Genomic DNA, 25,026 nt, shown 5'->3' on the forward strand with positions numbered 1-25,026 from the left:
CGGTCGGGGCACGCTAGTTCTCCGCGCCCTCGCCGTGCTCCGTCGGGTCCTGCGGCGACTTGCAGCAATGCTGCAGCCACAGCGCGGCCACCACCAGCGCCAGCGCGCTGACGGCCGCCACCACCGCCCCCGTGGTGTCTTCCGCTGCGACCCGCAGCCACGACCGCCGCGGCAGGAAATACACCAGCACGCCGACCCACCAACCCAGCACCAGCGCGCCGACCCAGGCCGACGCCTTGGCCACCACCACGGTGCGGGCCACCGCCAGCGGGTGCAGCCAGCCGGGGCCGACGCCGATTTCGCCGTCGTTGATCTTGGTCCGCACGTAGCGCGCCCACAGCGCCTCGGCGATGGCCACCCCCAGCAGCGACAGGCCGGTCCACACGGTGATCGGCGGAAACCACCGGTACAGCGCGAGGACCAGCAGATAGCCGACGACCGCGGCGCCGACCACCGCGGCCGTCAGGTCACGCTTCCGGGTCGGCCCCATCAGGGCTCCGGTTCCGGATCTTGTCTGGGGTTGAGGTGCAGCGTGAGGCTGGACAGCCGAACACCGGCTCGGTCGGCGGGGTCGAGTTCGGCCAGCAGCTGCGCGACGGGACGCGCACCCTCGGCCACCGTCAGCCGCGCGTCCGGCTCGATGGCCAGCCACGGCACCATGACGAAGGCCCGCAGGTGGGCCAGCGGGTGCGGCAGCGTGAGGTTGGGTTCCCGGACGACCACCTCGGTTTCGCCCTGCTCGTAGCAGGCGATCAGGTCCACGTCGAGGGCCCGCGGGCCCCAGCGTTCGCCGCGGACCCGGCCCGCCGCCTGTTCGAACCTTTGCGCCCGCCGCAGCCAGCCCTGCCCGTCGCACGTCGGGTCCCCGGCGATCAGCACCGCGTTCAAAAACGGCGCCTGCTCCACCCGGCCCCAGGGGTCGGTCTCGTAGACCGGGGAGACCGCGCGCACGTCCTCACCCAGCCCGTCGACCACCGATTGCAGCCGGGCCAGCCGGTCCCCGAGGTTGGAGCCGATGGACAGCACGACGCGGCTCATACGGCCCCACCGGCCGGGATCACCGAACCGTGGCCACCGCGGCGCGACCGGCGAACCACGACGGCTACGTCGGAGAATTGATGCGGGATGGGCGCCTGCGGCTTGTGCACCACCACCTCGACGGCGTGCACCCGGGCATCGTCCATCACCCGGTCGGCGATCTCGCCGGCGACGGCCTCGATCAGCTTGCGCGGCGGCCCCGCGACGACCCTGGCGGCCAGCTGGGCCAGCGCGCCGTAGTCGTAGGTGTCGGTGAGGTCGTCGCTGGCCGCGGCGGCGGCCAGGTCGATCCACACCGTGATGTCGACGACGAAGTCCTGGCCGTCGGCGCGCTCGTGCTCGAAGACGCCGTGCCGGCCGCGAACAGCCAGACCGCGCAGCTCGATTCGATCAGCCATCGGTTGCCGTCCACTCTTCGACGACCTTGACCGCGTCGACGGTGGCGCGCACGTCGTGCACGCGCACGCCCCACGCCCCGTACAGCGCGGCCAGCGCGGATATCACCGCCGTCGCCGTCTCGCGCCCGTCGGGCGGGCGCGGCGACCCGTCGGGCCCGGCAAGCAGCGTGCCGAGGAACCGCTTGCGCGAGGCGCCCAACAGCACCGGGATCCCCGTGGCGACCAGCTGCGGCAGCGCCCGCAGCAGCGCCCAATTGTGTTGTCCCGTCTTGGCGAATCCCAACCCCGGATCGATCACGAGGTTGTCCGGGTCGACGCCGGCGGCCACCGCGTCGTCGACGCTAGCCAGCAGCTCGGCACGCACCTCGGCCACCACGTCGCTGTAGGACGGGGCCTCGTGCGGGCGGTCCGACGACACCGGTCGCCAGTGCATCAACACCCAGGGCACGCCGGCCTCGGCCAGCAGCGGAGCCATCGCGGGATCGGCCCGCCCGCCGGACACGTCGTTGACGATCCGCGCGCCGCTTTGCAGCGCCGCCCGCGCCACCTCGGCGTGCATGGTGTCGATGCTCACCGTAATGCCCTGGGCGGCAAGCGCTTTGACGACGGGGACCACGCGCGACGTCTCGACCCGCGGGTCGACGCGGGTGGCACCGGGCCGGGTGGATTCGCCCCCGACGTCGACGATGCCCGCGCCCTCGGCGGCCATCTCTAGGCCGTGCGCGACGGCGTCGTCGGCATCCAGATAGCGACCACCGTCCGAGAACGAATCGTCAGTGACGTTCAGGACTCCCATAACCTGCACAGGCGCGGGCTCACTTACGCAGGATCAGGTCGAGCGCTTCGGCCCGGGAGGCCGGACTGGTCTTGAACATGCCACGCACCGCCGACGTCGTGGTGATGGCGCCGGGCTTGCGGACCCCGCGCATCGCCATGCACAGGTGCTCGGCCTCGACCACGACGATCACGCCGCGCGGATCGAGCTTGTTCACCAGGGCGTCGGCGATCTGGCTGGTCAGCCGCTCCTGCACCTGGGGCCGCCTGGCGTACAGGTCCACCAGTCGCGCGATCTTCGACAGGCCGGTCACGCGGCCGTCCACGCCGGGGATATACCCGACGTGGGCGACCCCATGGAACGACACCAGATGATGCTCGCAGGTGGAGTACAAGGGGATTTCCTTGACGATCACCATCTCGTCGTGGTCCTCGTCGAACATCGTGTTCAAGACGGAGTCGGGCTCGGTGTAGAGCCCGGCGAACATCTCGCGGTAGGCGCGCGCGACGCGGGCCGGGGTGTCCTGCAGGCCGTCCCGATCGGGGTCCTCGCCGATCGCGAAGAGCAACTCGCGGATCGCGTTCTCGGCCCGTTGCTGGTCGAACACCCGGATGCGTGGAGTCGCGTGGCGGGTATCGGGGCCCAAATCCGGTAGCGCCATGGAATCCTCCGTTCGTCAGCCGTGGGCCGGCGGATTGGACCGGCTCACGTCGTCATCCTGCTTATCAGGCGACTTTCCCGCCTCCGGGGCGGGCTGCCCGGGCGGCGGATAGGGAGGATACGGCGGGTAGGACGGATGGGCCGGGTGCCCGTGCCCGTAGGCCTGGGGGGCGTGCTGGCCGGGATAACTCGGCGCCGGCTGTGGGTGCGGCTGCGGCTGCGGCCAATAGGGCTGCTGCGGCTGGGCCGGGGGGTACCAGTGGTTCGGCTGCTGTTGCTGCGGTGGCCATCCCGGCGCGTACCAGCCCGCCGGGGCGCCGTAGTCCGGTTGGGTGGGACCGTGCGCCGCGGGCTGACGGCCGCCCGGACCGCCGTGGGAACCATTGCCGCCGTTGGCATTTCGTTCGGCGTGCGCCCGCGCGGCTTCGGCGGCCTCGCTGGCCCGCGCGATCGCGGCCTTGAAGGCCGGCTCGGCAACGGGCGGCGGCCACGGCTCGCCGCGCTCGATCGCCAGCTCGCCGGGCGTCTTGATCGGCGGCTTGTCCGAGGGAATGCGGCCGCCGAAGTCGTCGAACATGGTGAGCCGCGGCCGCTTTTGGACGTCGGCGAAGATGCTCTCCAGCTCGGGTCGGTGCAGCGTTTCCTTCTCCAGCAGCTCGCCGGCCAGGGTGTCGAGCACGTCGCGGTATTCGGTGAGGATCTCCCATGCCTCGGTGTGCGCCGCCTCGATCAGCTTGCGGACCTCGTCGTCGATGTCGCGGGCGACCTCGTGCGAGTAGTCGGCCTGCGTTCCCATGGTGCGGCCCAGGAACGGGTCGCCGTGCTCGGTGCCGTACTTGACCGCGCCGAGCTTGGAGCTCATGCCGTATTCGGTGACCATGGCGCGGGCCACCTTGGTGGCCTGCTCGATGTCGGACACCGCGCCGGTCGTCGGCTCGCGGAACACCAGCTCCTCGGCGGCGCGTCCACCCATCGCGAACACCAGCTGGGCGATCATCTCCGAACGGGTGCGCAGGCCCTTGTCCTCCTCCGGCACCGCGACCGCGTGGCCGCCGGTGCGCCCACGGGCCAAAATCGTCACCTTGTAGACGGGGTCGATGTCGGGCATCGCCCAGGCCGCCAGGGTGTGGCCGCCCTCGTGGTAGGCGGTGATCTTCTTTTCCTGCTCGCTGATGATCCGGCCCTTGCGCCGCGGGCCGCCGATCACCCGGTCGACGGCCTCCTCCAGCGCCGCGCCGGTGATGACGGTGCCGTTTTCGCGGGCGGTCAACAGCGCCGCCTCGTTGATGACGTTGGCCAGGTCGGCGCCCGTCATCCCGACGGTCCGCTTGGCCAGCCCGTCCAGGTCGGCGTCCGGCGCGATCGGCTTGCCCTTGGAGTGCACCCGTAGCACGGCGCGGCGACCGGCGAGGTCGGGGTTGGTGACCGGGATCTGCCGGTCGAAGCGGCCGGGCCGCAGCAGCGCGGGATCGAGGATGTCGGGCCGGTTGGTGGCCGCGATCAAGATGACGCCGGCGCGATCACCGAAGCCGTCCATCTCGACCAGCAGCTGGTTGAGGGTCTGCTCGCGCTCGTCGTGGCCGCCGCCGAGCCCGGCGCCGCGCTGGCGGCCGACCGCGTCGATCTCGTCGACGAAGATGATGCACGGGCTGTGCTGCTTGGCCTGCTCGAACAGGTCCCGGACGCGGGAGGCGCCGACACCGACGAACATCTCGACGAAGTCCGAGCCGGAGATCGTGAAGAACGGCACCCCGGCCTCGCCGGCCACGGCGCGGGCCAGCAACGTCTTGCCGGTGCCGGGCGGACCGTAGAGCAGGACGCCCTTGGGGATCTTGGCGCCGAGCGCCTGATACCGGCTGGGGTTCTGCAGGAAGTCCTTGATTTCGTAGAGCTCCTCGACCGCCTCGTCGACGCCGGCGACGTCGGCGAACGTGGTCTTGGGCATGTCCTTGGAGAGCTGTTTGGCCCGGGACTTGCCGAAGCCGAAGCCCATCCGGGCGCCGCCCTGCATCCGGGAGAACATCACGAACAGACCCACCAGCAACAGCAGCGGCAAGACGTACACCAGCAGCTCGCCCAGGATGCTGCCTTCGTTGACGACCGTGCTGACCTTCGCGTTCTTGGCGGTCAGTGCGTTGAAGAGGTCGACGGCATATCCGCTGGGGTACTTGGTGATGACCTTGTCGGAATTGTCGGTGTCCTTGGTGCCCTTCTTCAGGGTCAGCCGGAGCTGCTGTTCTCGATCGTCGATCTGCGCGCTTTGGACGTTGTCGCCGGTGATCTGGGCCATCGCCACCGAGGTGTCGACGGGCTTGTAACCGCGAGTGTCGTCGCTAAAGTAAAAGAACGACCAACCCAGCACCACCACGACGGCGATCGCCGTGATGGTGCGAATCAAGTTTTTTCGGTTCATCAATCATCGGCCTCTTCGGCCAGGTCCTTCCCCGATACACGAAGCTGGAAAAGTCCAGGCTACCGCCTGTGGCGATCGCGAGCCCCGGCAGAGCCGGGGTGAAGCGGGTCGCCACCATCGTTTCCGTGGCGATCGCGAGCCCCGGCAGAGCCGGGGTGAAGCGGGTCGCCACCATCGTTTCCGCGGCGATCGCGAGCCCCGGCAGAGCCGGGGTGAAGCGGGTCGCCGCGTCCTTAGGATTAACGACCGGGGGTTCCCGAACTACTCGTAGTGGCGGGCCTCGATGACGTTGCCGTCAGGGTCGGCGAAATAGAAAGCCTCCGGCGCCCATCCGCGGGCCCCGAAGGTGCGGTTCATCCGCGCGCCGGTATCGACGCCCTCGGCCCGCAGACGCCGGTCCAGCTCGTCGAACTCGGCCTTGGACAGCGCGAGACAGACGTGGTTGACGGGATTGCCGGCGCTGCCTTCGGCCTTCGCGACCGCCCCGACACCGTCGGCCATCTCCATGGGCATCAGGTCGATGATCGACTCGTCGCAGACCCGCACGCTTGGAAACGGCGCCTCGCCGGCCTCGAATTCGCTCACCCGCACCGGCGCCAGCCCCACGACCCGCGAATAGAAATCGATGGCCGCCCGCGGATCCCTCGTCCACAGGACGACGTGGTCCATGCGCACCGCCGACCCACCTCGCCTTCTTCGATCGCCGTATCCCCATGATGCGCGGCCGCCGCCGGCGATATCTACGTCCATCCCAACCAGATCGAGCCCTTCTCAGCCGGGGGCCGTTGTGATTTGGTGGGACGGTGCGCTCATCAACCGAACGGTTAGTGGACACCAACGGCGTGCAGCTGCGGGTGACCGAGGCCGGTGATCGCGGCGCGCCCGTCGTGGTCCTCGCCCACGGCTTTCCCGAGCTGGCTTTTTCCTGGCGGCACCAGATACCGGCCCTCGCCGAGGCCGGCTACCACGTGCTGGCGCCCGATCAGCGCGGCTACGGCGGCTCGTCGCGCCCGAATGCGATCGAGGCGTACAACATTCACGAGCTGACCGCCGACATCGTCGGGCTGCTCGACGACGTCGGCGCCGAGCGCGCCGTGTGGGTCGGCCACGACTGGGGCGCGGCCGTTGTATGGAACGCGCCGCTGCTGCACCCCGAGCGCGTCACGGCCGTCGCGGCGCTCAGCGTCCCGGCCCTGCCCCGCCCGCATCGAGCGCCGACGGAGGTGTGGCGCAAGAGGTTTGGGGACAACTTCTTTTACATCCTGTACTTCCAGGAGCCCGGCGTCGCCGACGCCGAGCTCGACGCCGATCCCGCCCGCACCCTGCGCGGGATGATGGCCGGCATCGGCGCAACCGGCGACCCGGCGGCCGGGCTGCGGATGCTGGCCCCGGGCCCGGAGGGCTTCGTCGAGCGCCTTGCCCAACCCGACGCGCTGCCGCAGTGGCTGAGCCAGGAGGAACTCGACCACTACATCAGCGAATTCTCCCGCACCGGGTTCACCGGCGGCCTGAACTGGTACCGCAATTTCGACCGCAACTGGGAGACCACCGCCGAACTCGCCGACGCCAAGATCGATGTCCCATGCCTGTTTATCGGCGGGACGGCCGACCCGGTCTTGACGTTCACGCCCGCCGATCGGGCGACCGAGCTGATCGCCGGGCCGTACCGCCAGGTGATGATCGACGGGGCGGGACACTGGCTGCAGCAGGAGCGGCCCGACGAGGTCAACGCGCTCCTGCTGGAGTTCCTCAACGGATTGGAGCTGCGATGAACGCGCCCCTGCGGTTCGGCGTCTTCATCACGCCGTTTCACCCCATCGGCCAATCCCCAACCGTGGCACTGGAATACGACATGGAACGCGTCGTCGCGCTGGACCGCCTCGGCTTCGACGAGGCCTGGTTCGGTGAGCACCATTCCGGCGGATACGAGCTGATCGCCTGCCCGGAGGTGTTCATCGCCGCGGCGGCCGAACGCACCAAGCACATCCGGCTGGGTACCGGCGTGGTCTCCCTGCCCTACCACCATCCGCTGATGGTGGCCGACCGCTGGGTGCTGCTCGACCACCTGACCCGCGGCCGGGTGATGTTCGGCGCGGGGCCCGGCGCGCTGCCGTCCGACGCGTACATGATGGGCATCGACCCCGTCGACCAACGGCACATGATGCAGGAGTCCCTCGAGGCGATCCTCGCGTTGTTCCGTGCCGGGCCGACCGAACGGATCGACCGCCACACCGACTGGTTCACGTTGCGGGACGCCCAGTTGCACATCCGCCCGTACACCTGGCCCTACCCCGAAATCTCGACGGCGGCAATGATTTCGCCGTCCGGCCCGCGGCTGGCCGGTGCGCTGGGGACGTCGCTGCTGTCGCTGTCGATGTCGGTGCCGGGCGGCTACGCCGCGCTGGAAAACACCTGGGAGGTGGTGCGCGAGCAGGCCGCCAAAGTCGGCCGCGACGAGCCCGACCGGGCCGGCTGGCGCGTGCTGAGCATCATGCACGTCGCCGACACCCGCGAGCAGGCCATCCAGGATTGCACCTACGGCCTGCGCGATTTCGCGAACTACTTCGGGGCGGCAGGATTCGTTCCGCTGTCCAACACGGTCGACGGCGAGACTCAAACACCGTACGAATTCGTCGAAGACTATGCGGCCAAAGGCAATTGCTGCATCGGGACGCCCGACGACGCCATCGCGCACATCGAGGACCTGCTGGAGCGCTCCGGCGGCTTCGGCACCCTGTTGATGCTGGGTCACGACTGGGCGTCTCCGGAGGCGACCTACCACTGCTATGACCTGGTCGCCCGAAAGGTGATGCCCTACTTCAAGGGTCAGCTCGAGGCATCGCGGTCGTCGCACGACTGGGCCAGGGGCAAGCGCGACCAACTGATCGGCCGCGCCGGTGAGGCCGTCGTCAAGGCCATCACCGAGCACGTCGACGAGCAGAAAGGGGCGGAAAGCTGATGCGCGCTTCGGTTTTGCGGGACGGTCGCATGGTGTACCGCGACGACGTGCCCGATCCCGTGCCCGAACCCGGTCAGGTACTAGTCGGGGTGCGGGCGTGTGGGATCTGCGGCTCCGATTTGCATTTCGCCGCCCACGGGGCCGACGTGGTGGCGATGACGGCGAAGGTGGCCCGTGGCACCGGCGGCATGGACGTCGACCTGGGCCGCGACATCTTCATGGGCCACGAGTTCAGCGCCGAGGTGCTCGCGGCCGGGCCGGACACCGAGACCCACAAGCCCGGCACGCTGGTCACCTCGCTTCCGGTGTTGTTGTCGGCCAAGGGCGTCGAGCCGATCGTCTACAGCAACAGCACGATTGGCGGCTACGCCGAGCGGATGCTGCTGTCGGCGCCGCTGCTGCTGCCCATCCCCAACGGCCTGGACCTCAAGCATGCGGCCCTGACCGAGCCCATGGCGGTGGGGCTGCATGCCGTCAACAAGTCGAACATCGCGGTGAACGAGACGGCCCTGGTGCTGGGCTGCGGCCCCATCGGCATCGCCATCGTCGCGGCCCTCCGCGCACGCGGGGTGGAAACGATTGTGGCGTCGGACTTTTCGCCGAAGCGCCGCGAGCTGGCGGCCGCGATGGGCGCCCACCAGACGCTGGACGCCGGCCAGGGTTCGCCGTTCGACAGCGTCAAGCCCGCCGTGGTGTTCGAAGCGGTCGGGGTGCCGGGGATCATCGACGACGTGCTGCTGCGGGCCCGGCCGGGCACCCGCCTGGTGGTCGCCGGGGTGTGCATGCAGCCCGACACCGTGCATCCGTTTTTCGCGATCGCCAAGGAGATCAGCGTGCAGTTCGTCCTGGCCTACACGCCCGACGAGTTCGCCGATTCGCTGCGAGCGCTGGCCGAGGGCGAGATCGACGTCACCCCGCTGATCACCGGCGAGGTGGGCCTGGACGGGGTGGGGCAGGCCTTCGACGACCTCGCCGATCCCGAGCGGCACTGCAAGATCCTGGTCACGCCGTAGGGCGAACGGCCTTGCCGACCGTCCCGCGTGCTGCGAGGCTCTAAGGGGTATTCGCCACCCCAAAGTAGTCGGCAACGTCCCAGCTGCGATGCGACGGGAGGCAACCATGAAGCGCAGCATCGCCGGAGGTTTGGCCGCCTGGCTGGTGGCCGCGGGCCTACTCGCCTTTGCGCCGCCGGCCAGCGCCGGCTGCCAGTACGGCGGAGCCTTTCTCAGCAAGTGCGACGGACCGGTCCAGCCCGACGGCACCTGGCAACGGTGCGTGGCGGCCCCCCAGCTGGTCCCTCATGGCGCGAGTTCTTACCTGGTGCCCGACAGGCGCTGCGACCTGATGGGTCCCGATCAGCACCCCGCGGATCTCGCCCTCGCCGACCCACCCACGCACATCGACGGCTGATCCGCCGCTCTGCGTCATCCTCCAGCAGGGGGCTGGGTCACGCAGCCCATCAGGGGCAGGCCGCCGCAAGCGCCTCGGGCCAGACCATCACCAGCGACATGGGGTCCTGCCCGAAAGTGAGTTCGATCAACGGATTTCGGAGAGGGCGGCGCCACCAAACAGCTCAGAGGTTAGGCGCGCACCGTCCCGGCGCGCCACAACCCACTAGCGGATCGGATACGCTGCCCCCTATGGGGAAGCGGCGAAAGTTGCTGGAAAGCAACATGTTTAGCGTGCGGCATGACCCTTGATGCGATTGCCGCGGCACACACTATGCATTGCCGACCGGTGGCGCTAAGGTCCGCACATGCCGATCGCAACGAACGCCCCCAAGTTGCTCCGCAGGTCGATCGCTTTCGCGGCGATCGGCGTGACCGTCGCCGCGCTGGCGGCCTGTGACGAGCACGCCGCCGCGCCGCCGGGCGCCAATCCGCGCCAGGTGACCGTCGTCGGCTCCGGCCACGTGCAGGGCGTCCCCGACACGCTGACCGCCAACGTCGGCATCGAGTTCACCGCCCCGGACGTCACCTCCGCGATGAACCAAACCAGCGATCGCCAACAAGCGGTGATCAACGCCCTGGCCGGCGCGGGCCTGGACCGCAAGGACATCAGCACCACCACGGTCACGCTGCAGCCGCAGTACAGCAACCCCGAACCCAGCGCCGCCCCCAACATCACCGGCTACCGCGCCACCAACGCGATCCAGGTCAAGATCCACCCGACCGACGCGGCGTCGCGCATGCTGGCCGTCATCGTCGGCGCCGGCGGCGACGCCACCCGCATCACCTCGGTGAGTTACTCCATCGCCGACGACTCGCAGCTGATCAAGGATGCCCGCGCGCGGGCGTTCAACGACGCCAAGAGCCGTGCGGACCAGTACGCCCAACTGTCGGGCCTGCGGCTGGGAAGGGTGCTGTCGATCTCGGAGGCCTCGGGCGCCGCGCCAGCGGCCGGGGCGCCGTCGGCACCGCCGCGCGCGGCGGCCGCGGTTCCCCTAGAGCCGGGCGAGCAGACGGTGAGCTTTTCGGTGACCGCCGTGTGGGAACTTGCCTGACCCGTTACTGCTCGTAGACGCGCGGGTCCAGCATGCCGATGTAGGACAGGTCGCGGTAACGCTCGTCGTAATCCAGGCCGTACCCCACGACGAATTCGTTGGGGATGTCGAAGCCCACGTACGCGATTTCGACCTTGGCGCGCATCGCATCGGGCTTGCGCAGCAGCGTGCACACCCGCAGCGAGCGCGGCTGCCGGCTTTTCAGGTTGCGCAGCAACCAGGACAGGGTCAGCCCCGAGTCGACGACGTCCTCGACGATCAGCACGTCGCGGTCGTGGATGTCGCGGTCCAGGTCCTTGAGGATCCGCACCACGCCCGACGACGACGTGGACGACCCGTACGAGCTGACCGCCATGAACTCGAACTGGGTCGGCACCGGGATCGCGCGCGCCAGGTCCGTGACAAAGATCACCGCCCCCTTGAGCACGGTGATCAGCAACAGGTCCTGGCCCGTCTCGGCGGCCAGGTCGCGGTAGTGGTTGCCGATTTCCTCGCCCAACTCGGCGATGCGGGCCTGAATCTGCTCGGCGGTGAGCAGCACCGACTTGATGTCCCCCGGGTACAGCTCCGCGGACTCAGCCGGGGTGCTCGCCGGGGAGATCTGGGCCACGCCCACAGAGTGCCACGCGCACGGGCCGATAACCAACGGCGGCCCCCGTTTACACAGGTTCGCGCCACATCGTGAGCAGGCCGTCGCGCCGCCCGGCGATCAACCGCTCACCGCGCAACGCCGAGCCCACCGCCACGCCGCCCTGCCCGCGCCAGGCGGTGACCAACGCGTCCACGCCGCGGATCTGCTTGTCGGTCAACCCGGTCGCGCCCGCGGCCAGCAGCCACCCGCGGATCACCCTGCGCCGCACCGGCCCGGGCAGCTCGGCCAAGTCCCGGGCGACCAGCCCCGCATCCTCTTGCACGCCGGGGCGGGCCTCCTCGGCGAGCGCGTCGAGCAGCTCGGTGTCCTCGCGCAGCGCCGTGGCGGTGCGGGCCAGCGCCTCGGCCACACCGCCACCCAGGATGTCCTCCAGCAGCGGCAGCGCTTCGAGACGCAGCCTCGCGCGGGTGAATCGGCGGTCGCTGTTGTGCGGGTCCTGCCACGCGGCCAGGCCCAGCTCCCGGCACGCGGCGTGCGTGACGGCGCGTCGCACCCCCAACAGCGGCCGGCACCATGGCGGGTCGTGCGGGCGCATCCCCGCGATCGAGCGCACCCCCGAGCCGCGCCCCAGGCCCAGCAGCACCGTCTCCGCCTGATCGTCGAGGGTGTGGGCCAGCAGCACCGGCCCGTCGCGCCGCGAGTCGAGCGCGGCGTAACGGGCGGTGCGCGCGGCCGCCTCCGGGCCGCCCTCCACCCCGACCTGCACCGAAAGCACTTGCGCAGCAACGCATCCCACCGCGAGCGCTTGCTGTCGCGCGGTCTCGGCGACGGCGGCCGAGTCGGCCTGCAGGCCGTGGTCGACGATCAGCGCGGTGGTGGGCCGCAGCGGGGCCGCGACGGCGGTCAGCGCCAGCGAGTCGGGGCCGCCGGACAGCGCCACGCACCAGCGCTCCTCGCCGCCGAGATGGGTCCGGGCGAACGCTTCGACAGCCGTGCGCAGCTGCCCTACAGCACCCTGTCGATCCATCGCGAAGGGTCTTCGATCTCGGCGGGCAGCGGCAGCGTCTCGGGACCCGACCAGACGGCGTTGAACCGTTCCATCCCGACCCTGCCCACCACGTGGTCGACGAACGCCTTGCCGCGGGTGTATTGGCTCAGCTTGGCGTCGAGACCGAGCAGCGCGCGCAACAGCCGCTGCAGCGGGGGTTGCTTGCGGTGGCGACGCTCGTCGAACCGCCGCCGGATGGTGGCCACCGACGGCACCACCCGCGGCCCGACCGCATCCATGACGTGGTCGGCGTGGCCCTCCAGCAGGGTGCCGAGCACCAGCAGCTGATCGAGGGCCTTGCGTTGCGGCTCGGATTGCACGGCGCGCACCAGGCCCAGAATCGGCGAGCCGGCGTCGGGCCCGTCCCCGGCGCCGCGGTTGCGGACGAACTCGGCGAGCCGGCGCGCCACGTGCGTGATGTCTTCGCCGGCGTCCTGGGTGAGCAGCCCCAGCGACTCCGACATGTAGTCGGCCAGCCAGCGATTGGCGGTGAACTGCACCCGGTGAGTCACCTCGTGCAGGCACACCCACAACCGGAAGTCGGACGGCTCCACCCGCAGCTGGCGCTCGACGGCGATGACGTTCGGATACACCAGGAGCAGCAGGCCCGCCCCGGCCCCGTTACCGGTGGCGAACGGGTCGTACTGGCCGAGGATGCCGGACGACACGAACGCCAGCACCGCGCCGGTCTGCGCGCCGGTGATGCGCCCGGTGAAAAAGCCGCGCGGCTTTTCGCCACCCTTGGTCATCACTCGCATCGACTCGGCCGCGGCCCCAATCCATTCGGCGCGGTCGACGATGCGGGCCGGCGGCACCGCCCCATTGGTGGCCAGGCCCGTGACGTCGCGCACCGGCGGTTCGGCCTTGGCGGCCGCGTCGGTCAGTTCGTCGATCACCCGGCGGCGGGTGTAGTCACTGGCCGCCGGGCCCGGCCGTGCCAGGCGCTGGCCGACCGTGGCCGCGAACCGCCAGTCCACGGCGGTTCCCAGGGTCAGGTTCGACGATGGGGTCATGCGCACCCGCAGGTCCACAACCTGCTGGCCAGGGCGTCCATCGCGTTGCGGCCGTTGGGTCCGGCGGCGTTGGAGATGAAGGCGAACGTCAGCACCCGCCCGGTGCGGTCGGTGAGCACCCCGACCAGGGAGTTGATGTCGGTGAGCGAGCCGGTCTTGGCCCGCAGCCACCCGGCCGGACCGCGGTCGGTGGCCGGGTCGAGGAACCGGTCGGCCAGCGTCCCGCTGCCGCCGGCGATGGGAAGCAGGTCCAGCAGGGCGCGCAGGGCCGGCTGGTCCGGGCCGGCGGCCGCCTGCACGACGCCGTCGAGCGTCTTGGCCGTCAAGCGGTCGTCGACCGACAGGCCGCTGGAATCCATCAGCGCGGCCCCGGCCGTGTCGACGTGCGCGGTGCTCAACCGGTTGGTGACCGCGTCGACGGCGCCGGCGAAGCTGCGGGGCCGGTTGATCGCGGCCGCCACCTCCCGAGCGATGCACTCGGCCATCACGTTGTCGGAGTGGTCCATCATCTGCTGCAGCCGCTGGATGAGCGGCGCGGACTGCACCACGGCGAGCTGCCGCGCCCCGGCCGGCGCGGTCGCGATCGTCACCGCGGCGGGGTCCAGGCCCAGCGCCTTGGCCAGCTCCCGCCCCGCGTCCAGCGCCGGCGTCTTGGACCGCCTCGAATTGACCGTGGTGGGCTGGATGCGCCCGGCGTCGACCATCACGGACTCGATCGGCGCGATGTCGCCGTTGTCGACGTCGGCCGGATCCCAGCCCTGCGCCATCGTCGGGCCGCTGAAGGCGGAGGTGTCCACCTGTACCGACGTCGGTGTCATGCCGCTGCGGCGGATCTGCTCGACGAGGTCGCTGATGCGCGCCGACCCGCGGTACCAGGTGTCCACGCCGGGCGGCGCGGCCGACAACAGCGGGTCACCGGCGCCGACCAGCACGACGGGCCCCTGCGCGTTTTGGCTGCCGGCCACCACGCGGGTGCTGATGCGGGCCTGGCGGTCCAGCGTCAACAGCGCCGCGGCCGCGGTCAGGACCTTGTTGGTCGACGCCGGGGTCAGCGGCAGGTCCTCGGCGACCTGCCACAGCTCTTTGCCGGTGATGGCGTCGGTGATGCGCCCGCCGAGCCTGCCGAGGTTGGGGTCGGCCGCCGCCGGGCCCAGGGTGGCCGCCACCCCGGCGGGGCTGGGCGTCTCGGCGGTGTCGGCGACGGGGACCATCCCCGGCTTGACGGTCGGCGGGCGCGGCGGGGGCACCGGGACGTGTGCGGCCCCGGCGCCGTGACCGCCCGTGGTGAAAAACGTCGCCGCGGCCACCACGGCGGCGACGAACGCCAGCACGGCCAACCCGATGAACACCTGGGTGGATTTCCGCCAGCGAGTCGGACCCATCACTCTCCTGACTGTTTGAACCCATTCTGCCGAATCGGCCCGGTAACGCTCGACTAGGGTGATGCCCGACCAACTGAGCTACCCAGGACTATCCCTCATAAAGGAGCCGGCACGGTGCAATTCGACGTGACCATCGAGATTCCGAAAGGCCAGCGCAACAAGTACGAGGTCGATCACGAAACCGGGCGGGTGCGCCTGGACCGCTACCTGTACACGTCGATGGCCTACCCCACCGATTACGGCTTCATCGAGGACACGCTGGGCGAGGACGGCGACCCGCTGGATGCGCTGGTGCTGCTGCCGCAGCCGGTGTTCCCCGGCGTGATCGTGGAGGCGCGTCCGGTCGGAATGTTCCGGATGGTCGACGAGGCCGGTGGCGACGACAAGGTGCTCTGCGTTCCGGCCGGTGACCTCCGGTGGGACCACATCCAGGACATCGGGGACGTCCCGCAATTCGAGCTCGACGTGATCAAGCACTTCTTCTCGCAATACAAGGCGCTCGAGCCGGGCAAGTTCGTCAAGACGGCCAACTGGGTCGACCGGGCCGAAGCCGAAGCCGAGGTGCAGCGTTCGGTGGAGCGGTTCAAAGCGGCCGAACATTAGGGCCCGCTGACGCTTCCGGCGTAACCGCGGCGCGCCGAAGCGTCGATGCGGGCGCTGCCCACTAGGAGCGGCAGAGCGTCTACGCGCGTGCCGGCAAGGAGCTCGACGGCCTGATCGTGCTACCGGCCCCGGCGCGGGCCAGCATCGAGCGGCGCATCGCCGGCCAGATCGGGGCCTGACCGGTCAGGTTTGACCGGCCAGGGCGGGCGCGCGTTGCGCCGGTTGCGCCACACGCTCCAGGCCAGCGCCGCCCCGATGAAGACCACGCCCACCGAGGCGGCGGCGACCTCGGGGACCTCGAACCGCGGCTCGATGGAGAGCAGCATGATCACGGCCAGCACGCCGATCGCCCAGTGCGCGCCGTGCTCCAAGTAGACGTAGCGGTCCAGCGTGTCCTGCCGGACCAAGTAGATGGTGATCGAGCGGACGAACATCGAGCCCACCAGCCCCAGGCCCAGCGCGATGACGATCGGATCGGACGTGATCGCGAAGGCGCCGGTCACCCCGTCGAACGAGAAGGCGGCGTCGAGCACCTCGAGATATGCGAACAGGCCCAGCGCCGCCTTGCCGACGGCCGTGCGGGCGGTCCCGACGTCGACGTCGGTTGGCCGAAAGGCCCGGCTCAATCCGTTGACGACCAGGTAGGTCACCAGGCCCAGCACCCCGGCGTTGAGCACCGTCGCGCGTTCGTCGCTGGAGTGCGTCAATGCGGTCCCGGCGAGCACCAGCGCGACGCCGGCCACCACCACCGGCACCTGTCCGAGCCGGCCAACGCGGGCGAAAGGCACCTCAATCCACTTGAGCCACTTGATGTCTCGGTCGTGAAAGAGGAAATCCAAAAACAGCATCAGCAGGAACGTCCCTCCGAAGGCCGCGATCTGCGGGTGAGCCGCGACGATCAGCTTCTCGTAGCTGGGCGAGCCGTCGGGGTACTCCAGCGCGCCGTGTGCCGGCGGATCGAGCGCCAGCTCCATCGAGCGCACCGGCCCGATGCCCGCGGTCGCCCACACGATGACCAACGGGAAGACCAGCCGCATGCCGAACACGGCGATCACGATCCCGACCGTCAGGAACATCCGCCGCCAAAAGCGGCTCATCCGCTTGAGGATCGCCGCGTTGATGACGGCGTTGTCGAAGGACAGCGAGATTTCGAGCATGGCGAGCACCAGCAGCAGGAACATGGCGTTCAGGCCGCCGTGCGCGTAGCCGACAACGAGGGCCGCGATGGCGCACAACAGCGAAAAACCAAAGGTGCGGAGCGCGGCCATGGATCCTTTCTCGACAGTCGCCAACCCTAGCGATCCGTTTCGCCGACCCGGGCCGCCAGTCCTGCGCACTTACTATTTTCAAATTGTGGCGATGCCCGAAGTCGACGGTACCGAAGCCTCCACCGGGGCCGGCCCGATCGCGCGCGGCAGCGTGGCCCGGGTCGCCACCGCGACCGCGGTAACCGCGCTGTGCGGCTACGCGGTGATCTACCTGGCCGCCCGCGACCTGGCCCCGAGCGGCTTTTCGGTGTTCGGGGTGTTCTGGGGCGCGTTCGGGTTGGTCACCGGCGCGGCCAACGGGCTGCTGCAGGAGGCCACCCGGGAGGTCCGCTCGACGCAGTACATCGAGGTCGTCGGCCGCCGGACCCATCCGCTGCGGGTGGCAGCGATGGTCGGCGTCGCCGCCCCCGCGGTGATCGCGGGAAGCTCGCCGCTGTGGGGCGGGCGGGTGTTCGTCGAGGCGCGCTGGCTGTCGGTGGCGCTGCTGGCCGTCGGACTCGCCGGGTTCTGCCTGCACGCCACGCTGTTGGGGATGCTGGCCGGCACCAATCAGTGGACGGTGTACGGGTCGCTGATGGTGACCGACGCCGTGATCCGGGTGGCGGTCGCCGGGGCGACCTTCGTGATCGGCTGGGGGCTGGCCGGCTTCCTGTGGGCGACCGTGGCGGGTGCGGCGGCCTGGCTGATCGTGCTGGGCGCCTCCCCGACCGCCCGGGTCGCGGCCCGGCTGCTGACGCCGGGCGGCACCGCGACATTTTTGCGCGGCGCCGCCCACTCCATCACCGCGGCGGGAGCCAGCGCGATCCTGGTGATGGGTTTTCCCGTGCTGCTGAAGCTGACCAGCACGCAACTGGGGGCGGAGGGCGGGGTGATCATCCTGGCGGTGACGCTGACGCGCGCGCCGCTGCTGGTGCCGCTGACGGCGATGCAAGGCAACCTGATCGCCCATTTCGTCGACGAGCGCACCGACCGGGTTCGGGCGCTGGTGACGCCGGCGGCGATCGTCGCCGGCATCGGCGCGGTCGGGGTGGCGGCCGCGGGGATGGTGGGGCCGTGGCTGCTGCGGGTGGCCTTCGGGGCGCAGTACCAGGCCAGCAGCGCGCTGCTGGCCTGGCTGACGGCGGCCGCCCTCGCGATCGCGATGCTGACCCTGACCGGGGCCGCCGCCGTCGCCGCCGCGATGCACCGGGCCTACGCCGCGGGCTGGGTGGGTGCGACGGTCGCCTCGGGGCTGCTGCTGCTGTTGCCGTTGCCCCTGCAGACCCGGACCGTCGTCGGCCTGCTGTGCGGACCGCTGGTGGGAATCGCGGTGCACCTGGTGTCGCTGGCGCGCGCCGGGCGCCCGACCGCCTGATCCCGTGTACCTTGTGGGCTTGAATGGACAGTGAAACGCATTACCCGGGCGTCTGGATCGTCATTCCCGCCTTCAACGAAGCCGCCGTCATCGGCGAGGTGATCGCCGACGTCCGCTCGGTCTTTGATCACGTCGTCTGCGTCGACGACGGCAGCACCGACGGCACCGGCGAAATCGCCCGGAAGGCCGGGGCCCACCTGGTGCGCCACCCGATCAACCTGGGTCAGGGCGCGGCCATCCAGACCGGAGTCGAATACGCCCGGAAGCGGCCCGGCGCGCTGGTTTTCGCCACCTTCGACGCCGACGGCCAGCACCGCGTCAAGGATCTGGTCGCGATGATCGACCGGCTCGGCGCCGGTGACGTCGACGTCGTGATCGGGACGCGGTTCGGCACCGACGAGGGCAGCCGGCCGCCGTTCGTCAAGCGGATGGTGCTGCGCACCGCGGCCAGGCTGAGCCGCCGCGGTCGGCGACTTGGCTTGACGGACACCAACAATGGGCTGCGGGTCTTCAACAAGAAGGTCGCCGACGGGCTGGACATCACCATGAGCGGGATGAGCCACGCCAACGAAATCATCGTGATGATCGCCGAAAACCATTGGCGTGTAACCGAATACCCGGTCGAGGTGCTCTACACCGAATACTCGAAGTCCAAGGGGCAGCCGCTGCTCAACGGCGTCAACATCGTCTTCGACGGGTTCCTGCGAGGGAGGATTCCAAGATGAATAGGACGCAACGATGAACTGGATCCAGGTGCTGCTGATCTCCTCGATCGTCGCGCTGCTGGTCTACCTGCTGCGGTCGCGCCGCAACGCGCGGTCGCGGGCCTGGGTAAAGGTCGGATACGTGTTGTTCGTGCTGGGCGGCATCTATGCCGTGCTGCGCCCCGACGACACGACGGTGGTGGAGCACTGGTTCGGGGTGCGCCGCGGCACCGACCTGATGCTCTACGCGCTGATCATGGCGTTCAGCTTCACCACGCTGAGCACCTACATGCGGTTCAAGGATCTCGAGCTGCGGTACGCGCGGCTGGCGCGGGCCGTGGCGCTGGAGGGCGCGCAGCAACCCGAAGAGGTGGCCGAACCGCGCTAGCTTGGCTAGCCGGTGCGCACGCTGCGGAAGTACTCCACCGTGCGGCGCACACCCTCGTCCAGCTGAACCCGGGGGCGCCAACCCAAAACCTCTGCGGCCAAACCGATGTCGAGGCAGGACCGCTTCAGGTCGCCCAGGCGCGGGGGGTGGAACGCCGGGTCGTCGGGTCCACCGACGGCCGCGGCCACCACCGAATGCAGTTGGCGGTCCGACGTTTCGACGCCGGTGCCGATGTTGAACCGCTGCCCGCCGCCGGCGTCCCCGGAGGCCTTGACGAAGGCGTCCACCACGTCGTCGACGAACACGTAGTCGCGGGTGTTGGTGCCGTCGCCGAACACCTTGGTGGGCTTGCCCGACAGCAGCGCCCGGGCGAAGATCGCCACCACGCCCGCTTCGCCGTGCGGGTCCTGGCGCGGGCCATAGACGTTGGCCGGCGCGATGTGCGAACACTCCAGGCCGTACAGGTTGCGGAAGGTGTTCAGGTAGATCTCGCCGGCCACCTTGCCCGCGGCGTACGGCGAGGCCGGGTCGGTGGGCACCGTCTCCGGGGTGGGGTAGACCGGCGGCGTGCCGTAGATCGATCCGCCCGACGAGGTGTGCACGATCTTGCGCACCCCGGCCCGGCGCGCCGCCTCCGCCAGCCGCACGGTGCCGATGACGTTGACCGAGGCGTCGAATTGCGGGTCTGCCACCGAGTGCCGCACGTCGATCTGGGCCGCCAGGTGAAACACCACCTCCGGGCGGTGCTCGTCAAGGATGGCCCGCAGGTCGGCGGCCACGATGTCGGCCTCGACGAAGGCGTACGCCGGGTTGCCGGCCAAATGCTCAAGGTTGGTCGCGCGGCCGGTGGCGAAGTTGTCCAGCCCCACCACCGTGTGGCCGTCGGCCAGCAGGCGGTCGACTAGCGTCGAGCCGATGAATCCGGCTGCCCCGGTGACCAGTGCGTGCACCGGCCCACCATACCGGCGGTCCGCGCGGCTACCTCGGGTGGCGCTGGCCGCCGCCGCGCTGATCGCCGTCCAGCTGACGATCCGCGCGGTCCTGGCGTTCGGGGGCTACTTCTACTGGGACGACCTGATTCTGGTCGGCAAGGCGGGAACCGAGGGGCTGCTGTCGCCGTCATACCTGTTCGACGACCACGACGGCCACGTCATGCCGGGCGCCTTTTTGGTCGCCGGCGCGATCATCCGGGCGGCGCCGCTGGATTGGACCTGGCCGGCGGTCAGCCTTTTGGCGCTGCAACTGCTGGCGTCGCTGGCGCTGCTGCGCGCGCTGCACGTCATCCTGGGCTGGCGCCGGGCGCTGCTGGCCCCCTTGACCTTCGCGCTGTTCACGCCGCTGGCCGTGCCGGGTTTCGCGTGGTGGGCGGCGGCGCTGAACTCGCTGCCGATGCTGGCGGCGCTGGCGTGGACGTGCGCCGACGCGATCCTGTTGGTGCGCACGGGAAACCAGCGCTACGCGGTGACCGGCGTCCTGGCGTACCTCGGCGGGCTGCTGTTCTTCGAGAAGGCCGCCGTGATCCCGTTCGTGGCGTTCGCCGTGGCGGCCCTGCTGTGGCACGTGACCGGCGACGGGTCGGCGGTGCGGACGGTGTGGCGGGCCGGTCTGCGGTTGTGGGTGGCGTCGCTGGCGCTGACCGCCGGCTGGGTCGGGCTGTATCTGGGCGTCGTCGACCAGCGGCGCTGGAGCACCGACCTGGCGATGACGGGCGCGCTGCTGTGGCGGTCGATCACCCACGGCATCGTGCCGGCACTGGCCGGCGGGCCGTGGCGCTGGGACCGGTGGGCGCCGGCGTCGCCGTGGGCCACGCCCCCGCCGTCGGTGATGGCGCTCGGCTGGCTGGTGCTCGCCGGGGTGGTGGCGGTGTCCCTGCTGCGCAAGCAGCGCATCGGTGCCGTGTGGCTGACCGCGGCGGGTTATGCCGTGGCGTGTCAGGTGCCGATCTATCTGATGCGCTCGTCCAAGCAGACCGCCCTCGAACTCGCCCAGACCCTGCGCTACCTGCCGGACCTCGCGGTGGTGCTGGCGTTGCTGGCCGCCGTCGCGCTGTGCGCCCCGAACCGACCGGCCGCGCCGCGGTGGCTGGATGCCGCGCCCAAGCGCGCCGCGGTGACGGCGGGTCTGGCGGTCGCGTTCGTGGCCAGCAGCCTGTATTCGACGGCGACGTTTCTGGCCAGCTGGCGCGACAACCCCGCGCAGCCCTACCTGCAAAACGCCCGGGCCGGCCTGGCCGCCGCGCGCGCGGCCTCGGATGCGCCGCTGCTCGACCAGGAGGTCGATCCGCTGGTGCTGCAGCGGGTGGCGGCGCCGCAGAACCTGGCCAGCCACATGTTCGCACTGCTGCGCGATCGGCCCGAATTTTCCTCTGCGACAACGCAATTGCGCATGATCGACAGCTCGGGCCGGCTGATCTACGGGCGGGTGACCTGGATCCGCACGATCGCCCCCGGCCCCATGCCGCGGTGCGGCTATTTCGCGCAACCGGACAAGCCGGCGCGGCTCGTCTTGGACGGGCCGCTGCTGCCGGCCGACTGGACCGTCGAACTCAACTACCTGGCCAACAGCGACGGTTCCATGACGCTGTCGCTGAGCCAGGGGCCCGACGTCAGGGTGCCGGTGCGTCCCGGCCTCAACCGGATCTTCGTCCGGCTGCCCGGCGCCGGGGACGCCATCACGGTGCGGGCCAACACCGCCGCACTGGCGTTGTGCCTCGCGTCGGGACCCGTGGGCTTCGTCGCGCCCGCCTGATCGTGCGAACCGCCGACGCGCGACGCGGAAGGGCGATACCCCTCTCGCGCGACAACTGCGACATAAAACTGGAGCCACCTAGGAGAATCGAACTCCTGACCTGCTCATTACGAGTGAGCCGCTCTACCGACTGAGCTAAGGTGGCGTGCCCTGCCGGGCGGCACGAGTCTACGGCAGGCGTCCCGAGTCACCCAAGTTGCTGCCCGATGGTCGCGACCATGGCGTCGACGGCGAACTTGGGTTTGACGTTGATCGCCAGCGCCTCTCGGCACTCCAGCACCGCCTCGATGCAGCGCAGCAGCCGCTCGGGCGAGGCGTGGGCGGCCAGCGCCGCCACTCGATCGGCCATGTCGGGGTGGTTGGCCCGCACGCCCCCCGCGTCCGCCGACACCACGAGCGCGTCGCGAAAGTAGGTGGCCAGGTCGATCAGCGCCCGGTCCAGCGCGTCGCGCGACGCCCGGGTCTGCCGCGACTTCTGCCGCCGCTCCAGGTCCTTGAGCGCGCCGGTGGCTCCGCGCAGCGCACCCGCGGTGCCCTTCCCGGTGCCGCCGGCGCCCAAAGCGGTTCGCAGCTCCTCGGTTTCGGCCTCGGCGCGGTCGGCGGTCAGCACCACGGCCTCGGCCTCGGCCGCGGCCACCAGCTCCTCGGCGGCGGCGTAGGCGCGCGACGGGGTCGCGGCGTCACGCACCAGCCCCAGCGCCCGCTCGCGTCGCTGCCGGGCGTCGGCGTCGACGGCCAGGCGGCGGGCGCGCCCGACGTGCCCGCCGCTGACCGAGGCGGCCCACTTCGCCGTGTCGGCATCCAGGCCGCCGTCGACCAGCACGCGCGCGATGGCCTCGGTCGACGGGGTGACCAGCGAGACGTGGCGGCACCGGGACCGCAGCGTGACCGCGATGTCCTCGGGATCCACCGACGGAGCGCACAGCAAAAACACCGTGGACGGCGGCGGCTCCTCGACGACCTTCAACAGCGCGTTCGCGGCCCCCTCAGTCAACCGGTCGGCGTCTTCGATGACGACGATCTGCCGGTGTCCCGTGGTCGGGCGGCGCGACGCGATCTGCACGATGCCGCGCATCTCGTCCACACCGATGGATAGGCCCTCGGGGATTATTCGGCGCACGTCGGCGTGGGTGCCGGCCATCGTCGTCGAGCAGGCCCGGCACCGCCCGCAGCCAGGCTCGCCATCGGAGGTGCACTGCAGCGCCGCGGCGAAGCAGACCGCGGCGATGGAGCGCCCCGAACCGGGGGGGCCGGTGATCAGCCAGGCATGTGTCATAGTTCCGGCGCCGGACTCGCTGTGAGTGGAATCACCGCGCGCGGAACGGGCGGCGGCGAGCAGTTCGGCCACCACCGCCTCTTGGCCTACCAGCCGTGTAAACACCCCGGACATCACCGGCAACAGTAGTGACACCTGCCGACGGATACCGATCCGCCATCGGATCGCGATATTTCCGTAACTTCCCGGGCCGTTTCAGCAGCTATATGCGACGTGCCGAGTCGCGCGAACTTTTCCGTCAAGTCCATACCGACCGATACGGTGGATCGGTGGCAACCATGGCGGAACTGCCGGGGCGGATCAGCGAATTCGTCCGGTGGGTGGTGCGCACCCCGTGGCCGCTGTTTTCGCTGAGCATGCTGCAGGCCGACATCATCGGCGGCCTGTTCGTGCTGGGCTTCTTGCGCTACGGCTTGCCGCCCCAGGACCGCATCCAGCTGCAGGATCTGCCCCCGGTCAACCTGGCGATCTTCATCAGCGTCGTGATCACGCTGTTCCTCGCCGGCATCGTGTTCAACCTCAAGCTGCTGCTGCCGGTCTTTCGCTGGCAGCGCCGCGACAACCTGCTGGCCGAGGCCGATCCGGCCGAGACCGAACTGGCGCGCAGCCGCGCGCTGCGCATGCCGTTCTACCGCACGCTCACCAGTGGGGTGGCTTGGTGCATCGGCGGGCTGGTGTTCATCATCGCCAGCTGGTCGGTGGCCAAGTACACGGCGCCCGTCGTCGCGGTCGCCGTGGCGTTGGGCGCGGCCGCCACGGCGATCATCGGCTATCTGCAGTCCGAGCGGGTGCTGCGGCCCGTGGCGGTCGCGGCGCTGCGCAGCGGCGTGCCCGAGAACGTCAAGGCGCCCGGGGTCATTTTGCGCCAGATGCTGAGCTGGATGCTGTCCACCGCGGTGCCGCTGCTGGCCATCGTGCTGGCCGTGGTGGCCGACAAGGCCTCCCTGCTGCACGCCACCCCCGAAAAACTGTTCAACCCGATCCTGCTGCTGGCCCTGGCCGCGCTGGGCATCGGCCTGGTCAGCACCCTGTTGGTGGCCATGTCGATCGCCGACCCGCTGCGTCAGCTGCGCTGGGCGCTGAGCGAGGTGCAACGCGGAAACTACAACGCGCACATGCAGATCTATGACGCCAGCGAGCTGGGCCTGCTGCAGGCCGGCTTCAACGATATGGTGCGCGACCTGTCCGAGCGGCAGCGGCTGCGCGACCTGTTCGGCCGCTACGTGGGTGAGGACGTGGCCCGCCGGGCCCTCGAGCGCGGCACCGAGCTGGGTGGCCAGGAGCGCAACGTGGCGGTGCTCTTCGTCGACCTGGTCGGCTCCACCAAGCTGGCCGCGACGCGGCCGCCCGCCGAAGTGGTCCACCTGCTCAACGAGTTCTTCCGCGTGGTGGTCGACACCGTCGGCAAGCACGGCGGGTTCGTCAACAAGTTCCAGGGCGACGCGGCGCTGGCCATCTTCGGCGCGCCGATCGAGCACCCGGACGCCTCCGGCGGGGCGCTCGCGGCGGCCCGCGAGCTGCACGACGCGCTGCTGCCGGTGATCGGCTCGGCGGAGTTCGGCATCGGGGTGTCGGCCGGCCGGGCCATCGCCGGCCACATCGGGGCGCAGGCCCGCTTCGAATACACGGTGATCGGCGATCCGGTCAACGAGGCCGCGCGGCTCACCGAGCTGGCCAAGCTGGAGGCCGGCCACGTGCTGGCGTCGGCGATCGCGGTCAGCGGCGCCCTGGACGCCGAGGCGCTGTGCTGGGACGTCGGCGAGGTCGTCGAGCTGCGCGGGCGCACGGCACCCACTCAGCTGGCGCGGCCGGCGAAGCTCGCCGGAGTCACGGCCTCCCAGCCGGGGCGGGCCAGGCCGGACCAGGTGTCCAGCGAGTCCATCGGGCCGAGTTTTTGACGCCGC

At 70.4% G+C, this 25,026-nt stretch carries 25 protein-coding genes and 1 tRNA gene; 11 read left to right on the plus strand and 15 right to left on the minus strand.

Going from position 1 to position 25,026, the window contains the following annotated elements; all coding sequences use genetic code 11:
- Positions 1-13: 13 nt before the first annotated feature.
- From AWC19_RS18435 to AWC19_RS18465, 7 genes are all read right to left on the minus strand, one after another.
- A complete protein-coding gene (locus AWC19_RS18435; protein WP_085079451.1) occupies positions 14-490 on the minus strand; it encodes a DUF3180 domain-containing protein in 477 nt (158 codons plus the stop codon).
- Positions 490-1,038, minus strand: coding sequence for a 2-amino-4-hydroxy-6-hydroxymethyldihydropteridine diphosphokinase (folK, locus tag AWC19_RS18440; protein ID WP_085079450.1), 549 nt, complete (start codon positions 1,036-1,038; stop codon positions 490-492). Before folK ends, AWC19_RS18435 begins: the two co-directional genes overlap by 1 nt.
- Complete coding sequence (gene folB, locus AWC19_RS18445; protein ID WP_085079449.1) at positions 1,035-1,436, minus strand: dihydroneopterin aldolase; 402 nt, start codon at positions 1,434-1,436, stop codon at positions 1,035-1,037. The genes folK and folB overlap by 4 nt, the downstream gene beginning before the upstream one ends.
- Positions 1,429-2,232, minus strand: coding sequence for a dihydropteroate synthase (folP, locus tag AWC19_RS18450; RefSeq protein ID WP_085079448.1), 804 nt, complete (start codon positions 2,230-2,232; stop codon positions 1,429-1,431). The genes folB and folP overlap by 8 nt, the downstream gene beginning before the upstream one ends.
- A gap of 19 nt (positions 2,233-2,251) precedes the next feature.
- On the minus strand, positions 2,252-2,872 hold the full coding sequence (gene folE / locus AWC19_RS18455) for a GTP cyclohydrolase I FolE (protein WP_085079447.1): 621 nt from the start codon (positions 2,870-2,872) through the stop codon (positions 2,252-2,254).
- 15 nt (positions 2,873-2,887) lie between these two features.
- Positions 2,888-5,284, minus strand: a complete 2,397-nt coding sequence (gene ftsH / locus AWC19_RS18460; RefSeq protein WP_085079471.1) for an ATP-dependent zinc metalloprotease FtsH — start codon at positions 5,282-5,284, stop codon at positions 2,888-2,890.
- A gap of 261 nt (positions 5,285-5,545) precedes the next feature.
- Positions 5,546-5,959, minus strand: a complete 414-nt coding sequence (locus tag AWC19_RS18465; protein ID WP_085079446.1) for a VOC family protein — start codon at positions 5,957-5,959, stop codon at positions 5,546-5,548.
- A 128-nt stretch (positions 5,960-6,087) separates the two neighbouring features.
- Between AWC19_RS18465 and AWC19_RS18470 the strand changes: the two genes are divergently transcribed.
- The 5 genes from AWC19_RS18470 to AWC19_RS18490 all read left to right on the plus strand — a co-directional run bounded on the left by AWC19_RS18470 (position 6,088) and on the right by AWC19_RS18490 (position 10,746).
- Positions 6,088-7,056 carry an alpha/beta fold hydrolase gene (locus tag AWC19_RS18470; protein WP_142281280.1) on the plus strand — a complete coding sequence of 323 codons (969 nt, stop codon included), beginning with the start codon at positions 6,088-6,090 and terminating at the stop codon, positions 7,054-7,056.
- Positions 7,053-8,243: an LLM class flavin-dependent oxidoreductase gene (locus tag AWC19_RS18475; protein WP_085079445.1), complete on the plus strand. Its 1,191-nt coding sequence runs from the start codon at positions 7,053-7,055 to the stop codon at positions 8,241-8,243. The genes AWC19_RS18470 and AWC19_RS18475 overlap by 4 nt, the downstream gene beginning before the upstream one ends.
- On the plus strand, positions 8,243-9,256 hold the full coding sequence (locus AWC19_RS18480; protein ID WP_085079444.1) for a zinc-binding dehydrogenase: 1,014 nt from the start codon (positions 8,243-8,245) through the stop codon (positions 9,254-9,256). Before AWC19_RS18475 ends, AWC19_RS18480 begins: the two co-directional genes overlap by 1 nt.
- A gap of 106 nt (positions 9,257-9,362) precedes the next feature.
- Positions 9,363-9,653 (plus strand): CDGP domain-containing protein, encoded by a 291-nt coding sequence (locus AWC19_RS18485; protein ID WP_085079443.1) that lies wholly within the window; start codon positions 9,363-9,365, stop codon positions 9,651-9,653.
- 346 nt (positions 9,654-9,999) lie between these two features.
- On the plus strand, positions 10,000-10,746 hold the full coding sequence (locus AWC19_RS18490) for an SIMPL domain-containing protein (protein ID WP_085079442.1): 747 nt from the start codon (positions 10,000-10,002) through the stop codon (positions 10,744-10,746).
- A 4-nt stretch (positions 10,747-10,750) separates the two neighbouring features.
- Here AWC19_RS18490 and hpt read toward each other — a convergent pair whose 3' ends face one another.
- The 4 genes from hpt to dacB are packed head-to-tail and all read right to left on the minus strand — an operon-like array spanning position 10,751 to position 14,781.
- On the minus strand, positions 10,751-11,362 hold the full coding sequence (gene hpt / locus AWC19_RS18495; protein WP_085079441.1) for a hypoxanthine phosphoribosyltransferase: 612 nt from the start codon (positions 11,360-11,362) through the stop codon (positions 10,751-10,753).
- A 43-nt stretch (positions 11,363-11,405) separates the two neighbouring features.
- Entirely contained in the window at positions 11,406-12,365 is a 960-nt protein-coding gene (gene tilS / locus AWC19_RS18500) for a tRNA lysidine(34) synthetase TilS (protein ID WP_085079440.1), read from the minus strand.
- Positions 12,344-13,399 (minus strand): zinc-dependent metalloprotease, encoded by a 1,056-nt coding sequence (locus tag AWC19_RS18505; RefSeq protein ID WP_085079484.1) that lies wholly within the window; start codon positions 13,397-13,399, stop codon positions 12,344-12,346. Before AWC19_RS18505 ends, tilS begins: the two co-directional genes overlap by 22 nt.
- Entirely contained in the window at positions 13,396-14,781 is a 1,386-nt protein-coding gene (dacB, locus tag AWC19_RS18510; RefSeq protein ID WP_142281279.1) for a D-alanyl-D-alanine carboxypeptidase/D-alanyl-D-alanine endopeptidase, read from the minus strand. The genes AWC19_RS18505 and dacB overlap by 4 nt, the downstream gene beginning before the upstream one ends.
- Before the next feature lie 114 nt (positions 14,782-14,895).
- Here dacB and AWC19_RS18515 point away from each other — a divergent pair, with 114 nt between their 5' ends.
- The gene (locus AWC19_RS18515) at positions 14,896-15,384 is read left to right on the plus strand and encodes an inorganic diphosphatase (protein WP_085079438.1); all 489 of its coding nucleotides are present in this window, start codon (positions 14,896-14,898) and stop codon (positions 15,382-15,384) included.
- Between the two features lie 119 nt (positions 15,385-15,503).
- Here the strand turns inward: AWC19_RS18515 and AWC19_RS18520 are convergent, their stop codons facing one another.
- Positions 15,504-16,652, minus strand: a complete 1,149-nt coding sequence (locus AWC19_RS18520) for a DUF475 domain-containing protein (protein ID WP_085079437.1) — start codon at positions 16,650-16,652, stop codon at positions 15,504-15,506.
- A 91-nt stretch (positions 16,653-16,743) separates the two neighbouring features.
- On the opposite strand from AWC19_RS18520, the gene AWC19_RS18525 reads away from it, so the two are divergent.
- Genes AWC19_RS18525 through AWC19_RS18535 form a run of 3 tightly spaced genes read left to right on the plus strand, consistent with a single transcriptional unit; the run spans position 16,744 to position 19,098 of the window.
- Positions 16,744-18,006 (plus strand): hypothetical protein, encoded by a 1,263-nt coding sequence (locus AWC19_RS18525; RefSeq protein WP_085079436.1) that lies wholly within the window; start codon positions 16,744-16,746, stop codon positions 18,004-18,006.
- Between the two features lie 23 nt (positions 18,007-18,029).
- Positions 18,030-18,731, plus strand: coding sequence for a glycosyltransferase family 2 protein (locus AWC19_RS18530; RefSeq protein ID WP_085079435.1), 702 nt, complete (start codon positions 18,030-18,032; stop codon positions 18,729-18,731).
- Between the two features lie 13 nt (positions 18,732-18,744).
- Positions 18,745-19,098 carry a DUF2304 domain-containing protein gene (locus AWC19_RS18535; protein ID WP_085079472.1) on the plus strand — a complete coding sequence of 118 codons (354 nt, stop codon included), beginning with the start codon at positions 18,745-18,747 and terminating at the stop codon, positions 19,096-19,098.
- 5 nt (positions 19,099-19,103) lie between these two features.
- On the opposite strand, the gene AWC19_RS18540 is transcribed toward AWC19_RS18535, so the two are convergent.
- On the minus strand, positions 19,104-20,048 hold the full coding sequence (locus AWC19_RS18540; protein ID WP_085079433.1) for an NAD-dependent epimerase/dehydratase family protein: 945 nt from the start codon (positions 20,046-20,048) through the stop codon (positions 19,104-19,106).
- Between AWC19_RS18540 and AWC19_RS18545 the strand changes: the two genes are divergently transcribed.
- Entirely contained in the window at positions 20,014-21,846 is a 1,833-nt protein-coding gene (locus AWC19_RS18545) for a hypothetical protein (RefSeq protein ID WP_169718127.1), read from the plus strand. The genes AWC19_RS18540 and AWC19_RS18545 overlap by 35 nt on opposite strands.
- Before the next feature lie 69 nt (positions 21,847-21,915).
- Here AWC19_RS18545 and AWC19_RS18550 read toward each other — a convergent pair.
- Positions 21,916-21,991: transfer RNA gene (locus AWC19_RS18550), tRNA-Thr, on the minus strand.
- 42 nt (positions 21,992-22,033) lie between these two features.
- Positions 22,034-23,236, minus strand: a complete 1,203-nt coding sequence (locus AWC19_RS18555) for a DNA polymerase III subunit delta' (RefSeq protein WP_085079432.1) — start codon at positions 23,234-23,236, stop codon at positions 22,034-22,036.
- Positions 23,237-23,328: 92 nt separating this feature from the next.
- On the opposite strand from AWC19_RS18555, the gene AWC19_RS18560 reads away from it, so the two are divergent.
- Positions 23,329-25,020, plus strand: coding sequence for an adenylate/guanylate cyclase domain-containing protein (locus AWC19_RS18560; RefSeq protein WP_245849103.1), 1,692 nt, complete (start codon positions 23,329-23,331; stop codon positions 25,018-25,020).
- The last annotated feature ends 6 nt before the right edge of the window (positions 25,021-25,026 follow it).

The organism is Mycobacterium palustre, assembly GCF_002101785.1.
Taxonomy (GTDB): domain Bacteria; phylum Actinomycetota; class Actinomycetes; order Mycobacteriales; family Mycobacteriaceae; genus Mycobacterium; species Mycobacterium palustre.

Coding starts and splice junctions, on each gene's coding strand:
- AWC19_RS18535 (WP_085079472.1), top strand. CDS start 18,745: ATGAACTGGATCCAGGTGCTGCTGATCTCCTCGATCGTCGCGCTGCTG.
- AWC19_RS18560 (WP_245849103.1), top strand. CDS start 23,329: ATGCGACGTGCCGAGTCGCGCGAACTTTTCCGTCAAGTCCATACCGAC.
- dacB (WP_142281279.1), bottom strand. CDS start 14,781: ATGGGTCCGACTCGCTGGCGGAAATCCACCCAGGTGTTCATCGGGTTG.
- AWC19_RS18485 (WP_085079443.1), top strand. CDS start 9,363: ATGAAGCGCAGCATCGCCGGAGGTTTGGCCGCCTGGCTGGTGGCCGCG.
- AWC19_RS18545 (WP_169718127.1), top strand. CDS start 20,014: ATGAATCCGGCTGCCCCGGTGACCAGTGCGTGCACCGGCCCACCATAC.
- folB (WP_085079449.1), bottom strand. CDS start 1,436: ATGGCTGATCGAATCGAGCTGCGCGGTCTGGCTGTTCGCGGCCGGCAC.
- ftsH (WP_085079471.1), bottom strand. CDS start 5,284: ATGAACCGAAAAAACTTGATTCGCACCATCACGGCGATCGCCGTCGTG.
- AWC19_RS18520 (WP_085079437.1), bottom strand. CDS start 16,652: ATGGCCGCGCTCCGCACCTTTGGTTTTTCGCTGTTGTGCGCCATCGCG.
- folE (WP_085079447.1), bottom strand. CDS start 2,872: ATGGCGCTACCGGATTTGGGCCCCGATACCCGCCACGCGACTCCACGC.
- AWC19_RS18475 (WP_085079445.1), top strand. CDS start 7,053: ATGAACGCGCCCCTGCGGTTCGGCGTCTTCATCACGCCGTTTCACCCC.
- AWC19_RS18435 (WP_085079451.1), bottom strand. CDS start 490: ATGGGGCCGACCCGGAAGCGTGACCTGACGGCCGCGGTGGTCGGCGCC.
- AWC19_RS18490 (WP_085079442.1), top strand. CDS start 10,000: ATGCCGATCGCAACGAACGCCCCCAAGTTGCTCCGCAGGTCGATCGCT.
- AWC19_RS18525 (WP_085079436.1), top strand. CDS start 16,744: ATGCCCGAAGTCGACGGTACCGAAGCCTCCACCGGGGCCGGCCCGATC.
- AWC19_RS18480 (WP_085079444.1), top strand. CDS start 8,243: ATGCGCGCTTCGGTTTTGCGGGACGGTCGCATGGTGTACCGCGACGAC.
- AWC19_RS18505 (WP_085079484.1), bottom strand. CDS start 13,399: ATGACCCCATCGTCGAACCTGACCCTGGGAACCGCCGTGGACTGGCGG.
- AWC19_RS18555 (WP_085079432.1), bottom strand. CDS start 23,236: ATGTCCGGGGTGTTTACACGGCTGGTAGGCCAAGAGGCGGTGGTGGCC.
- tilS (WP_085079440.1), bottom strand. CDS start 12,365: ATGGATCGACAGGGTGCTGTAGGGCAGCTGCGCACGGCTGTCGAAGCG.
- folP (WP_085079448.1), bottom strand. CDS start 2,232: ATGGGAGTCCTGAACGTCACTGACGATTCGTTCTCGGACGGTGGTCGC.
- AWC19_RS18530 (WP_085079435.1), top strand. CDS start 18,030: ATGGACAGTGAAACGCATTACCCGGGCGTCTGGATCGTCATTCCCGCC.
- folK (WP_085079450.1), bottom strand. CDS start 1,038: ATGAGCCGCGTCGTGCTGTCCATCGGCTCCAACCTCGGGGACCGGCTG.